We start from the raw sequence: 14092 nt of genomic DNA on the forward strand, positions 1-14092 counted from the left end.
CGGCGGCAGCCTATTTGCAATGGGGCCTGGGCAGCGGCTCGAGCCGTGAAATCCGATATTCGATGCCGCCATCGCCTTCTTCGTGCGTGCCATAGAGCTCGATGCCGTTGTCGAGCGTCAGGCTGCTCATCTCGAACGCCGCCGGCTCGCCGTCCTTCCCGGCATCGGCATCGAAGAAGCCGCCGCGATAGTAGATGCGGGAATGACCCTGGACGATTCCCTTGCCTTCCTTGGGAACCTTGAGGTCCGCCAGTCGCCGCGGGACCTTGCCGATCACGACGTTCACCGACTGCGGCGGCTTGGGCTTCTCGCCGAAGAAGAACAGCGCGTCGAAGCCGGTGTCGTGGGCGAGCGCGTGCCTGATCGTCGCGCGGGTCATGGCCATGGGAAACATCGTGCCCGCCGGCAGAGCGACCGACTGCCCCTCGGGGTCGCTGAAATGTGCTTCGCCCCGACCGTCCTCGCCCAATATCGCCTCGCCGCGGACCAGGCTCGTCTGGCGCCCGTTGGCGCTCGACCGATGCTCGAAATGCAGCGTCCGTCCATCGCGGCTTTCCGTCATCTGCGAGAGCTGCTCGGTCACGACCGACGCCTTGCGACCGTCCAGCTCGAGGCGCAGGCGCTGGTTCATGACGTAGCCGTCGCACGTCAGCTTCAGCTCGAAGGCATAGGTGCCGGCCGTAAGCTCACCGGGCTTGCCGTGATCGAGCATGGCCACATCGTAGGCCGCGCGATGCGGCTGCAACTCCTGCGCGTCGGCGGAGCCCGCTGCGGCAGTGATTGCCGCCGTGAGCGCGGCCGTGAGCAGCGCGCGGCGGACGGTCAGCATTTGGGCCTCGGCAGCGCCTGGATTTGCGCGAGATGGGCGTCGACGGCGAAGTCGCCATAGTCGAGCAGCATCGAGCGGGCGATGCCGTTGCCCAGGAGGTCGAGCGCCAGCTCGTACTCGGGCTGCGCACCCTGGTCGCCGTTCGCGAAGAAGGCGAAACGGACGCCCCAGGCCGGCTGGTTGCGCAGCAAGGCGACATCGCCTCGAATGGAGGGCGTTCCCGACCTGGAGCGCGACGGGCGGCCGATCACCGCATTCACCAGGAACGCACCGTCGAGGCGGGCCCCGTCGAACACCTTGTACGATACGGTCTTGTCGCCGTCGCGCGCATGCTTGAGCACGAGCGCGAGATGCGTTGTCGGAAACAGGGTGCCGGCGGGCAGCTCGAAGCTCCGCGCCTCCGGCAGGGTGAAGCTCGCCCGCCCCTTGCCGCCCAGGGAATCGAGATCGGCGCTGCCGCGCAGTTCCTCCTCGACCTCGTCGTTCTGGACGTTGCGCACGCTGAACCGCAATTGCAGGCCATCCTTGGTCTCGTAGCTTATGAAGCTCGAGTCGGTCTCGAACTCCTCGCCGTCGCTGCGCAGGAAGGTCAGCTTGATGCGTTGCCGGGTCTCCCAGGCATCGCAGGAATCGACCATCTCCAGCACCATGTTGCCGTTGACCTCGACGATGCCGCTGTTGGGCCGCGCGACGGCGAGCTTCATATCGTACGTTGCCCGATTCGGCACCAGCACGGAATCCGCCGGCAGCGCCGGAATCTGCACCGGTTGCGAGGACGGCGGCGCGGCGTCCGGCTGCGCCGCCTGCGGCTGCCCGGACTGCGGTTGCCCGGGCTGCGGCGGAGATGGCGCCGGCTGGGTCTGTGCCGGAGCCGGCGGCGGCTGTTGCGGCTCCTGCGCGCGGGCGGCAGCGCTTATCCACAAGCCCAGCACGAGAAGTGCGCTCACGGCGGCAATCGTGACCACCGTCTGGACGCGAGAACAGCGAAAACTATACGTGGTCAACGGGGCGATTGAGCAGGACTAGGCCTTGTAGCCGGGCAGGCAAGCGTAATATCCATGCGCTTGAATTTCCAGAATGATCGGCTGCGGCAGGGCTGCACAGGAAGGAATATCGTCCATGACTAACCGCAAACCTCGTGTGCTGGCGACGCGGCATTTTCCACCCGACGTGGAGGCGCGCCTGTCGGCCAATTTCGACGCCGTCCTGAACCCGGACGACCGGCTGTTCGAGGGCCCCGCGCTCGCCAAGGCGAGCGACGGCTGTGACGCCATCATGTGCGCCGCGGGAGATCCGCTGAACGCCGAGACGATCGCCCGCCTTTCGGGCTCGATCCGGATGATCGCCACCTTCTCGGTCGGCTACGAGCATGTCGACGTCGCGGCGGCGGCCAAGCGGAAGATCGCGGTGAGCAACACGCCCGACGTCCTGACCGACGCGACCGCCGATATCGCCATGCTCTGCCTGCTGGGGGCCGCTCGCCGCGCCCACGAGGGCACGACGATGCTGCGGACCCATCATTGGGTCGGCTGGAGCCCGACCCAGCTCATGGGGGTGCACGTCACCGGCAAGCGGCTGGGCATCCTGGGCATGGGCCGGATCGGCCAGGCGATGGCCGACCGCGCACGGGCTTTCCGCATGACCATCCACTACACCAATCGCAGCCGGCTACCGCCCGAGCTCGAGAAGGGCGCCCTCTTCCATCCCGATGCGGACGCCATGCTGCCGCACTGCGATTTCCTGTCGATCAATGCGCCCCTCACGCCCGCCACCCGCAAATGGGTCAACGCCGAGCGCATCGCCCGCCTGCCGAAGGGTGCGGTCGTGATCAACACGGCAAGGGGCGGCGTGGTCGATGACGATGCGCTGATCGCGGCGCTGAAAGGCGGGCACCTCGCCGCCGCCGGACTCGATGTCTTCGACGGCGAACCCCGGATCCATCCCGGCTACTACGGCCTCGAGAACGCCTTCCTCCTGCCCCACATGGGCTCGGCCACCGTCGAGACCCGCAACGCGATGGGGTTCAAGGCGCTCGACAATCTCGAGGCCTTCCTGCTCAGGGGTCAGTCGCCGCCCGACCTGGTGCGCGTTTCTTCGTGACCCGCTTTCGCTTGGCCGCCGCATGCTCGACGGCCGGCTTCTCCGCCGGCGACGGCCGGGCCACGGCAGACGGCGACGGTGTCTGCTCGGCGAGCGTGACGGAGGAAGCCGCCGGCGCTGCCTCCGTGTTCGGCTTGGCATAAGCCTGCGGGTTCCAGCTCGTCGGCGGCGCATCGGCGGCGGCACGAAGCGGCGGCGAATACTCGACCCCTGCCTCGCCCGGCTGGCGGAAGGGCTCGCTGTAGTTCACATCGTAGGGATCATGGTCACCGTCGCGCGGGCGGCAGACGTCCTGGTCGCGAAACATGCGCCACATGGCGCAATCCTGCTTCGACACCATGGAGACGAAGTGATCGGCCATCGTCTTGTCGGTCTCGGCCAGCGAGACGCCGTCGGCTCCGTAGCCGGCCGCCGTCAGGGCCAGCGGCGCAGCGCAGGCGCCGGTCAGCAGCGGCAAGCCGAAGGCCACGGGCAGGATCAGGAACCGGAGCCGAGGGAAGCTCATGAATTTCCTTAAGAACTCATTATAATATATTGAACTTATTATATTTTGTACCTTTGGTCAAACACCCTCACCCGGCTCGTTCGCTCTCCCGTACGGCCTGGACGTAGACGTTGATGATCAGGGCGCCCAGCAGGATCAGCCCGCGGATCAGGATCTTGAGGAAGCTGTCGATTTCGACGTGGTCGAGGCCATTGTTGAGCACGCCGAGGATCAGGAGGCCGATGATGGTATTGCCGATGCCGCCCCGGCCGCCAAACAGGCTCGTGCCGCCCACGACCACCGCCGCGATGGCATCGAGCAGATAGCCGTCGAACTCGTTCTGCTGCGCACTGCCGAAATGCGCCACGCCCAGCATGCCGGCGACGCCGGAGCAGACGGCCGAGATCACCATGACGGCGCTCAGGATCAGCTTGACGTTCACGCCGGAATATTCCGCCGCCTCGCGGTTGCCGCCGACCATGTAGACGTAGCGGCCGAACCGCGTGTAGGTGAGCACGATATGTCCGCCGATCAGGAAGACGGCGAGCACGATGATGATCCACGGGATGCCACCGATCGATCCCGCCCCCATCGTCGCCACGAACGACGGCACGGCATAGGCGATCTGGCCGCGGACCAGCAGGGCGCAGATCCCCGCTCCGATCTGCATCATGGCGAGCGTCATGATGAAGGACGGGATGCCGATCGCCGTCAGGCCGATCGCATTGACGAGTCCCAGGAAGGCGCAGGCGGCAAGCGCCAGCGCAATCGCCGCCGCCCCCGGCAGAGGCACGTTGGCGATGTTCACGTACGATTCCTGAAGCGTGAAATAGGCGACGACAATGCCCGTGGCGTTGGCGATCGCCGCGACCGACAGGTCGATCTCCGCGCACAGGATAACGAAGGTCAGCCCGACCGCGATCACGCCGGCCACCGAAATCTGGGTCAGGATGTTGGCGGCATTGTCGAGTGTCGCAAAGGACGGGCTCGCGACGCCGAAGAAGACCAGCAGGACGATGAGCGTCGCGAACGGCGCGATGTTGCGCATCTGGCCGCGCACGAAGGCGCCCAGCCGCGAGCCGAAGGGCGATCCTGCCTTGACGTCGGACGACGTCGTCATGCCCTACCCTCCCTCATGCGGCCTCCAGCAGCCGGTCCTTGCTGATCGTCTCGCCGGCGAACTCGCGGACGATCCGGCCCTTTTTCATCACCACGATCCGGTCGGCGAGCGACAGCACGGTCTCGGGCTCGGTCGACATCACGACGATGCCCAGCCCCTGCTCGCGCAGGCCGCGGACGATGCGCACGACATCCTCCTTGGCGCCGACATCCATGCCGCGCGTCGGCTCGCTCAGCACCAGCACCTTCGGCGGCCAAGTCAGCCACTTGGCCAGCGCCACCTTCTGCTGGTTGCCGCCCGACAGGCTGCCCAGCGGCGTCTCGACCTGCGGCGGCCGGATGGAAAGCGATTCGGCGTGGCGCCGGGCGACTTCCTTCTCCACCGAAGGCTTCAGCCACAGCCGTGCGATGCGGCCGAGAACGCTGATCGACATGTTCTTGTATACCGGCTCGCCGTAGAACAGCATGGAGCGGCGGCTTTCCGGCACGAAGGCGACGCCGGCGCGGCGCGCATCGGCAGTGTTGCGCAGGCGCAGCGCCCTGCCCTCCATCTCCAGCCGTCCCGTCTTCGGCCGCAGCTTGCCGAACATCGCGCGGGCAAGCTCGATCTGGCCGCACCCCATGAAGCCGTAGACGCCCAGCACCTCACCGGCCCGGACGTCGATGGACACGTCCGCGAAGGCGCGGCCGACGCCGAGGCCGCGCAACGCCAGCACGACGGGGGCGTCCGGCCGGCTGTCGAGCGACACGGCGCCGGTGTAGCTTTCCTCGAGATCCTCGTGGCCGCGGCCGATCATGCGCTCGATGACCCAGCCCTTGTCGATGCCGGCTGCGGTTTCGGTCACGACGCGCCGGCCGTTGCGAAAGATCGTCACCGTATCGGAGATCGCGAGGATGTCGTCGAGAAAATGCGAGATGAAGACGATGCTGCGGCCGCTCGCGCGCACCGCGCGCAAGACGTCGAACAGGCGCCGCACTTCTGGCGGCGACAGCGCCGAGGTCGGCTCGTCGAGGATGACGATGCGGGCGCCGGAGAAGAGCACGCGCGCAAGCTCGATCAACTGCTGCAGGCCGATCGCCAGCGAGCCCATGCGGGTGCGCGGATCGACATCGATGCCGAGGCTCGCGAGGTGATCGCGGGCCCCGGCATACATCGCCCGCCAGTCGATCATGCCCCCCCTGGTCGGCTGCTTGCCGAGGTAGACATTCTCCGCGACGCTGAGATCGGGAACGATGCTGAGTTCCTGGTGCACCATGCCGATACCGGCGGCCAGGGCGTCGCGCGCCGACCGGAAATGCAGCTCCCGCCCGTCGATCGCCATGCGGCCCTGGTACTGGGTGTGCACGCCGGCGATGATCTTCATCAGGGTCGATTTGCCTGCCCCGTTCTCCCCGACCAGGCCATGGATCTCCCCCTGCCGCAGCGTGAAGTCGACCTCGCGCAAGGCCGCGACGCCGCCGAACGACTTGGAGATGCCCCGCATGACCAGCCGCGCCGGAGCCTCCCCCGGCACGGCCACCGACTCGACCGACATGGCGTTCAGATGAGGAAGTGGTCTTCCATCCAGAGCATGCCGGCCGCGTTCGCCTTGGTCACGACCGGGCCGTCGGTGACGATGTTCTTGGGAATGCCACTGCCGGTCTTCTCGCCCGCAGTCACGGCCGCGACGCCGGCGATGATGGCGCCGCCATGGATGCGGCAGGAAGGATTGCGCACGGTCGCGAACATGCGGCCGTCCTCCACCGCGTTGATGGCCGGCGGCATGGCATCGACGCCGCCGATCAGGATGTCGGTGCGCTTGTGCGCCTTCATCACGTTGTAGGCGGCGAGCGCCATGTCGTCGTTATGGAAGAAGGCGGCATCGATCTTCGGATACTTGGTGAGATAGGTTTCCCACAACCGCGCCGTCTTGGATACGTCCCAGTCGGCCGGCTGGGTGTCGAGCACCTTGATGTCGGGATACCGCTTGACCACCGACTCGAACCCCCTCGCGCGGCCCTGCGCGCCGGTGTGGCCGAGGGCGCCCTGCGTCATGATGATATTGCCCTTGCCGCCGAGCTTGGTGACCAGCGCCTGGGTGACGGAGGCGCCCATGAACTCATTGTCGGGGGCGAGGAAGGCATGGACGTTGATCTTGTCCAGGGGTGCGATCAGCGTATCCATGTCGATCACGGGGATGCCGGCATCGATCATCTTCTGCACCGGCTGGGTGAGCGTGCCGATGCCGAACGCCTGGATCGCGACGAAGTCCCACTTCTGGGAGGCCATGTTGTCGATCGCCGCGCGCTGCTTCACGGCATCGAGCTGGCCGTCGAACCAGGTGACCTCGACGTTGAACAGCTTGCCCCAATACTCGGCTGCAGACTTGCCCTGGGCGCACCACGTCGCCTGCAGGCCGGCATTGGAAAAAGCAGCCTTGAGAGGCTTCTCCGAGCGTCCGGCCGCGATGCCGGCCGCCATGGCCGGGCTGATCCCGAAGACGCCGAGCGCCGCTGCCGCGCCGCCCGCCGAGGCGACAGTGAGAAAATCACGCCGGCCCTTGCCCAATGTGTCCGTCATCGCTTCCTCCTTGATCGACCGGTCGTGCGCCGGCATTCGCCAAAGTTTGGCAGCGAGCGTAAGGAGCGGCAAGCGCCGCTCTCGCAGGACGGCGGCTATTCCTTCTTCGGTTGCGGCAGCTTGAGTGCAATGTGCAGCTCGCGCAGCTTCTCGGCCGGCACCTCGGTCGGCGCGTCCATCATCAGATCGACCGCCTGCTGGTTCATCGGGAAGGTGATCACCTCGCGGATGTTGGGCTCGTCGGCCAGCAGCATCACGATGCGATCCACGCCGGGCGCGGCGCCGCCGTGCGGCGGCGCACCGTACTTGAAGGCGTTCAGCATGCCGCCGAAGCGATGCTCGACCTCCTCGCGGCTGTAGCCCGCGATCCCGAAGGCCTTGTACATGATCTCCGGCCTGTGGTTGCGGATCGCCCCCGAGCAGAGCTCGATGCCGTTGCAGACGATGTCGTACTGCCACGCCTTGATGGTGAGCGGATCCTGCGTCTCGAGCGCCTCCAGCCCGCCCTGGGGCATCGAGAAGGGATTGTGGCTGAAGTCGATCTTCTTCAGCTTGTCGTCGTACTCGAACATCGGGAAGTCGACGATCCAGCAGAAGCGGAACTCGTCTTCCGCGATCACGCCCAGCTCCTGGCCGATCTTGCCACGGGCCTGGCCGGCGAACTTCCAGGCCGCCTCCGGCTGGTCGGCGACGAAGAAGATCGCGTCGCCGTCCTCGGCGCCGGTCAGCGACTTCAACTTCTCCAGCCGCTCGCCGGCCACGAACTTGGCGATCGGGCCCTTCCCGGCGCCGCTCTCGAGCACGACGTAGCCGAGACCCGGCTTGCCCTCGCCCTGGGCCCAGCCGTTCAGCTTGTCGAAGAAGCTGCGCGGATGGCCCGCGGCGTTGGGGGCGCGGATGGCGCGAACGACGCCGCCCTTGGCGACGATGCCGGCGAACACCTTGAAGTCGGAGCCGGCGAACACCTCGCCGACGTCGGAGATCCTGAGCGGATTGCGCAGGTCCGGCTTGTCGGTGCCGTAGGTCAGCAACGCCTCGGCATAGGGAATGCGCGGGAACGGCAGCGGCGTCACCTTGCGCGGCATGTCGCGGTCGAACGAGGCGAATTCCTGGAACACGCCGCCCAGCACCGGCTCGATCGCGGCAAACACGTCCTCTTGGGTGACGAAGCTCATCTCGAAGTCGAGCTGGTAGAATTCACCCGGCGCGCGGTCGGCCCGCGCATCCTCGTCGCGAAAGCAGGGCGCGATCTGGAAATAGCGGTCGAAGCCCGACACCATCAGGAGCTGCTTGAACATCTGCGGCGCCTGCGGCAGCGCGTAGAACTTGCCGGGATGAAGGCGGCTCGGGACGAGGTAGGAGCGCGCGCCCTCGGGACTGTCGGCGGTCAGGATCGGCGTCTGGAACTCGGTGAAGCCCTGCTCGATCATGCGCCGCCGCAGGCTCGCGATCACCTGGCTGCGCAGCATGATGTTGCGATGCAGCTTGTCCTTGCGCAGGTCGAGGAAGCGGTACTTGAGCCGCAGCTCCTCCGGCGTCGTGTCGTTCTCCTGATAGACCGGAATGGGCAGCGGCTCGGCCATCGACTGGACGATCATCTCCCCGGCGTCGAGCTCGACCTCGCCGGTCGCCAGGCGCGGGTTCACGGTGGCCCTGTCGCGGGCCACGACCTTGCCGCTGACGGTGATCACGCTCTCGTTGCGGACGGCCTCGGCGCTCTTGAAAACCGGGCTCGACGCATCGACCACGATCTGGGTGACGCCGTAGTGATCGCGCAGGTCGATGAACAGCAGATGGCCATGGTCGCGCTTGCGCTGGACCCAGCCCGAGAGGCGAGCCGTCTGGCCGACATGCTCCAGCCGCAATTGGCCGCAGGTGTGGGTTCTGTAAACGGAAGACATCACGGATATTCCGGGCTTTAACGGGGCGGCAAAAGGCACGGTTCGCCGTGTCAAGTCAAGCGATCGGGCCTTTCCGTGTGCGGCAACTTTGCCCCGGGGCGCGGCGGGGTCTATAGATCGTCCCCAATGAAGCTCATCACCACGACGGACGAGTTGGCGGCGTTCTGCAAGCCCCTGGCGGATGCCGAATTCGTCACCGTCGACACCGAGTTCATGCGCGAGCGCACCTACTGGCCCAGGCTTTGCCTGGCTCAGGTGGCGGGCCCGGAAGACGCTGCGGCGATCGACGCGCTGGCGGCCGACATCGACCTGTCGCCGCTGGACGAGCTGATGGCCAATCCGAGGGTGCTCAAGGTCTTCCACGCCGCGCGGCAGGATATAGAGATCTTCTATCTGCGCATGACCCGCGTGCCGCAGCCCCTGTTCGACACCCAGGTCGCCGCGATGGTCTGTGGTCACGGCGAGGCGGCGTCCTACGAATCGCTGGCGACCAAGCTCGCCAAGGCCCGTATCGACAAATCGAGTCGCTTCACAGACTGGAGCCGTCGCCCGCTCAGCGAGCGACAGATCGCCTACGCCCTGTCCGACGTCACGCATCTCAGGGTGGTGTACGAGAAGCTGCGCCGGCAACTCGAAAAGAACGGCCGCCTGCCCTGGATCGCCGAGGAGATGGCGGTGCTGAACGATCCGGCCACCTATCGCGCCGATCCCGACCTCGCCTGGCGGCGGCTGAAGCCGCGCGGCGCCTCGCCGCGGCTTCTCGGCACCCTGAAGGAGGTCGCGGCCTGGCGCGAGCGCACCGCGCAGCGCATCGACATCCCGCGCCAGCGCCTCCTGCGCGACGAGCAGCTTCTGGAGATCGCGAGCCACGCCCCGAAGTCGGTCGAGGAGCTGGCCATGACGCGCGGGCTCGGCCGCAACTTCGCCGAAGGCTGGCAGGGCCGCGAGGTCCTCGAAGCTGTCGACAAGGCCCGCCGGATGCCGGAATCCGAGTTGCCCTCGCGCGACAAGCCGCCCGAGCAGCTCCGCGCCCCCGGCGCCGTGGTCGATCTCCTGCGCACGCTGCTGAGGCTCAAGGCCGAGCAGGCCGGCGTCGCCGCCCGCCTCGTCGCGAGCGCCGACGAGCTCGACCGCCTGGCCGCAGGCAAGCGCGACGTGCATGCCCTCACGGGCTGGCGGCACGAGATCTTCGGCCGCGACGCCATCGATCTCGTCGAAGGCCGCCTCGCCCTCGCCCTCGAGGGCGAGCACGCGAAGCTCCTGCCGGTGGAGAAGTCGAAGTAGGCGCGCGGCGCCCTCAGCCCGAGACGATCGCCGACTTGAGGTTGAAGGCTTCGGCCGCGCTTTCGAGACGGCGCGCGGTGACCTCGCCCAGGCTGCGCTTGAGCTGCCAGGGCACGACGAGCCGCAGGTCGCGCTCGGTGCGGCGCAGCGCGATCTGCGGCAGGAGGCCGGGCGCGCCACCGGAGAGGTTATAGGCGAGCCTGAGGCAGGCGCCGAGCCGGCGGGCGAAGGATCGGCTCTTGCCGTCGGTCAGCCTGAGCGCCGTGTCGAGCATGGCCGACCTCGGATCGCTCTTGTAACGGTAGGTGAGCGTCATCGCGAGCACGGCGCGCTCGCGATGGCTCATGCCGGGCGCCGGCAGATGGAGCACGCGCACATAGGCCTGCTCGGCGCGATAGTCGGGATGGTCGTTCCAGGAGATGTCGCTGAGGTGGCAGGCGGCCGTGCGCAGGATGCGCTCGACGTCGCTTTCGCCTGCGAAGACCGGCGTGAGCCAGTCGAAGATCTCCATGGGCGAGAGGTCGAAGCGCCGCCAGCCGGCCCCCTGCTCCTCGGCGAAGGCGATCAGCGGATGGCGCGCCTGCTCCTCGGCGCCGAGGCGCGAATAGTAGAAGCCTTCGCGCAAACCGAAGGCCGAGAAGACCACGTTGCGCGGCTTGAGCGCGGCCAGCAGCCGGTCGAGCGCGAGGCAGGCGAGCGGCAGCGTGTCGACGCGACGGCGCGACACGCCCGGCATCTTCTCCAGCGACTTGGGGCTCTGCACCGCGATCAGCCGCGCGACGGCGCGCACATCGTCGGCCGGAACGTCGTAATGATGGATGATGTGCAGGGGATAGCCCGCCTGCTCCATGTGCAGCCGCGCGAAGGAGCGCCAGGCGCCGCCGACCGCGTAGAAGGTCTTGCCCGTCTCCTCGCGCAGCCAGCGGACATTGTCGATGGCGTCGACCACGATCTTCTTGGGATCCCCCTTGCCCGACGACATCAGCCGGAGCGGCCCGATGGGCAAGGTGCTCGAGGCGCCGATGCGGTTGCCGCCCAATGCCACCAGCTCGAGGCTGCCGCCGCCCAGATCGCCCATCACACCCGCCGCGTCGGGCATGCCGCAGATCACGCCGTAGCCGGAATAGCGCGCCTCGTCCTGGCCGCTCACGACATGGGCCTTGATCTCCGGCCGGCGCTCGATCTCGCCCATGAAGTCGGCGCCGTCGGCGGCGTCGCGCACCGCCGCGGTCGCCAGGAGATCGAGCGACGTCACCTTCATGTTCTGGGCGAGCGTCACGAAGCGGTCGATATTGGCGAGCGCAAGCTCGACACCGGCGGCGTTGAGCCGGCCCGTGGCGTCGAGCCCGCGCGCCAGCCCGCACAGCACCTTCTCGTTGAAGACCGGCAGCGGTGCCCGGCTGGCGCGCTCGTAGACGACCAGTCGGATGGAATTGGAGCCGACGTCGATGATGGCGACGCGGCCCTCTCCGATGCCGCCGTCCCCGACCCGAGCGTGTGCGGTCTGTTGGCCGTCCATGCGCGCTCCGTCTAGCCGAAACCGGGTGGATTTGCAGCGACAAATACGGCCGGCTAGACGCCGCTTGCAGGATCAGGAACTGAGAACCAGCCGCGGCACGGCGCCGCTCAGCCGCATCGCGCTTCCCCGCCCGGAAAGCGAGGGATTCGTCATGAAATAGTGATGGGCGATGAAAGGTTCCTTGCCCGGCTGCGGGCGGACGTAGCTGCCGTCCGGCGTCATGAGCCAGCTCTGGCCGTCGTCCTTGAGATTGGCGACCATGATCTGATCGAGGACCTGCTCGTGGACGGTCGGGTTCTCGACCGGGCACAGGAGCTCGACCCGCCGGTCGAGATTGCGCGGCATCCAATCGGCCGACGAGATGAACACCTTGGCCTGCGCCGACGGCAGCGCCACGCCGGCGCCAAAGCACACGATGCGCGCATGTTCCAGGAAACGGCCGATCATGCTCTTGACGCGGATGTTCTCGCTCAGGCCCGGCACGCCCGGCCTGAGGCAGCAGATGCCGCGAACCACGAGATCGATCTGCACCCCCGCCTGCGAGGCGGCGTAGAGCCGGTCGATCAGCCGCGGATCGACGAGGGAATTGAGCTTGGCCCAGATCGCCGCCGGCTTGCCGGCCGCCGCGTTGGCGATCTCGTCGTCGATCAGACCGTAGAGGGTGGACCGAAGGGTGACGGGCGCGAAGGCGATCTTCTCCATCTTCTCCGGCCGCGCGTAGCCGGTCATGAAGTTGAAGAGGCGCGCGGCGTCACGGCCCATCGCCGGATCGCAGGTGAAGAACGAAAGATCGGTATAGATGCGCGCCGTGATCGGATGGTAGTTGCCGGTGCCGAAATGCACGTAGGTGCGGATCGATTGCGCCTCGCGGCGCACCACCATCGACACCTTGGCGTGCGTCTTGAGGTCGATGAAGCCGTAGACCACCTGCACGCCGGCGCGCTCCAGGTCGCGCGCCCAGCGGATATTGGCCTCCTCGTCGAAGCGCGCCTTGAGCTCGACCAGGGCGGTGACGGTCTTGCCCGCCTCGGCCGCGGCGATCAGCTCCTTCACGATCGGCGAATCGGCGGAGGTACGGTAGAGCGTCTGCTTGATCGCCACCACCGCCGGATCGCGCGCCGCCTGGCGCAGGAACTGCACCACCACGTCGAAGCTCTCGTAGGGGTGATGGACCACGATGTCCTTGGCGCGGATGGCCGCGAAGCAATCGCCGCCGAAGTCGCGGATGCGCTCGGGGAAGCGGGCGATATAGGGCACGAACTTGAGATCGGGCCGGTCGTCGACGATCACCGCCTTGACGTCGCCGATATTGAGCATGCGCTCGAGCTCGAAGATATGGACTGTGTGGCCCGCGATCTCGAGCTGGTCGAACAGGAAGCCCCGCAGCTCGGCCGGCATCGCCGCGTCGAGCGTGATCGAGATCAGGTCGCCGCGGCGCCGGCGCTTCAGCGCGCTCTCGTAGAGCAGGACCAGATCCTCCGACTCCTCGTTGATCTCGACGTCGCTGTCGCGGATCAGGCGGAAGAAGCCGCGCGCCATCACCTCGTAGCCGGGGAAAAGCCGCGGCAGGAAGATCGCGATCAGCTCCTCGAGCGGCAGGAAGCGGATCGCCGCGCCCGGCAGCCGCACGAAGCGGTCGACCTGCGACGGCAACGGCAGGAGTGCCATCAAGGGGCGCTTGTCGTCCTTGCGCTGCAGCTTCAGGAGGGCGGAGAATCCGCCGTTGGGAATGAAGGGGAACGGATGGGCGGGATCGATCGCGAGCGGCGTCAGGATCGGGAAGACCTGATCGATGAAGTACTGCTCGAGCCACACCCGCTCGCGCTCGACCAGCTCCGAGGCGTTGAGGACGGCGATGCCGGCGCCGCGCAGCTCGCCCTGCAGAGTGGCCCAGGCCTGCTGCTGCTCGGCCATCAGGATCGAGGCGCGCTCGCGGATGGCGGCGAGCTGCTCGGCCGGCGTGAGCCCGTCGTCGCTCAGCAATGTCGCCCGATTGGGCAGCATGTCGACGAGACCCGCCACCCGCACCATGTAGAACTCGTCGAGGTTGTCGGCCGAGATCGAGAGGAAGCGCACGCGCTCCAGCAGCGGATGGCGCGGATTGCTGGCCTCCTCGAGGACGCGCGTGTTGAAGGCGAGCCACGACAGCTCGCGGTTGATGAAGCGCCGCGGGCTGTCCGCCGTGATGACGGAGATCTGCTCGTCGCGCGCGGAGGCGTTGAGGGCGTCCATGGCTCGCCGGGGGCCGGTCCGTTGCTGTTTGCCTTATGCACAGAGACGGTAACGCCACCACATG

At 67.3% G+C, this 14092-nt stretch carries 11 protein-coding genes; 2 read left to right on the top strand and 9 right to left on the bottom strand.

From position 1 onward, the window contains the following. Positions 1-10: 10 nt before the first annotated feature. Entirely contained in the window at positions 11-829 is an 819-nt protein-coding gene (locus OJF58_RS25425) for a DUF1849 family protein (protein ID WP_300780657.1), read from the bottom strand. Next, positions 823-1776, bottom strand: a complete 954-nt coding sequence (locus OJF58_RS25430) for a DUF1849 family protein (protein ID WP_300780658.1) — start codon at positions 1774-1776, stop codon at positions 823-825. The genes OJF58_RS25425 and OJF58_RS25430 overlap by 7 nt, the downstream gene beginning before the upstream one ends. Before the next feature lie 172 nt (positions 1777-1948). Between OJF58_RS25430 and OJF58_RS25435 the strand changes: the two genes are divergently transcribed. Then, the gene (locus tag OJF58_RS25435) at positions 1949-2929 is read left to right on the top strand and encodes a D-glycerate dehydrogenase (RefSeq protein WP_300780659.1); all 981 of its coding nucleotides are present in this window, start codon (positions 1949-1951) and stop codon (positions 2927-2929) included. Here the strand turns inward: OJF58_RS25435 and OJF58_RS25440 are convergent. The 5 genes from OJF58_RS25440 to aspS all read right to left on the bottom strand — a co-directional run bounded on the left by OJF58_RS25440 (position 2886) and on the right by aspS (position 8993). Beyond that, the gene (locus OJF58_RS25440; protein WP_300780660.1) at positions 2886-3434 is read right to left on the bottom strand and encodes a hypothetical protein; all 549 of its coding nucleotides are present in this window, start codon (positions 3432-3434) and stop codon (positions 2886-2888) included. The genes OJF58_RS25435 and OJF58_RS25440 overlap by 44 nt on opposite strands. 67 nt (positions 3435-3501) lie before the next feature. Then, entirely contained in the window at positions 3502-4533 is a 1032-nt protein-coding gene (locus OJF58_RS25445; RefSeq protein ID WP_300780661.1) for an ABC transporter permease, read from the bottom strand. Between the two features lie 13 nt (positions 4534-4546). Beyond that, positions 4547-6067 (bottom strand): sugar ABC transporter ATP-binding protein, encoded by a 1521-nt coding sequence (locus tag OJF58_RS25450; protein WP_300780662.1) that lies wholly within the window; start codon positions 6065-6067, stop codon positions 4547-4549. Positions 6068-6072: 5 nt separating this feature from the next. Then, positions 6073-7092, bottom strand: a complete 1020-nt coding sequence (locus OJF58_RS25455; RefSeq protein ID WP_300780663.1) for a sugar ABC transporter substrate-binding protein — start codon at positions 7090-7092, stop codon at positions 6073-6075. Between the two features lie 95 nt (positions 7093-7187). Further along, positions 7188-8993, bottom strand: coding sequence for an aspartate--tRNA ligase (gene aspS, locus OJF58_RS25460; protein WP_300780664.1), 1806 nt, complete (start codon positions 8991-8993; stop codon positions 7188-7190). Positions 8994-9119: 126 nt separating this feature from the next. Here aspS and rnd point away from each other — a divergent pair, with 126 nt between their 5' ends. Further along, complete coding sequence (rnd, locus tag OJF58_RS25465; protein WP_300780665.1) at positions 9120-10277, top strand: ribonuclease D; 1158 nt, start codon at positions 9120-9122, stop codon at positions 10275-10277. Positions 10278-10290: 13 nt separating this feature from the next. On the opposite strand, the gene OJF58_RS25470 is transcribed toward rnd, so the two are convergent. Continuing rightward, positions 10291-11796, bottom strand: a complete 1506-nt coding sequence (locus tag OJF58_RS25470) for a Ppx/GppA family phosphatase (protein ID WP_300780666.1) — start codon at positions 11794-11796, stop codon at positions 10291-10293. 72 nt (positions 11797-11868) lie between these two features. Continuing rightward, complete coding sequence (locus OJF58_RS25475; RefSeq protein WP_300780667.1) at positions 11869-14028, bottom strand: RNA degradosome polyphosphate kinase; 2160 nt, start codon at positions 14026-14028, stop codon at positions 11869-11871. Positions 14029-14092 lie beyond the last annotated feature (64 nt).

It is taken from the genome of Enhydrobacter sp., from assembly GCF_030246845.1.
Lineage (GTDB): Bacteria > Pseudomonadota > Alphaproteobacteria > Reyranellales > Reyranellaceae > Reyranella.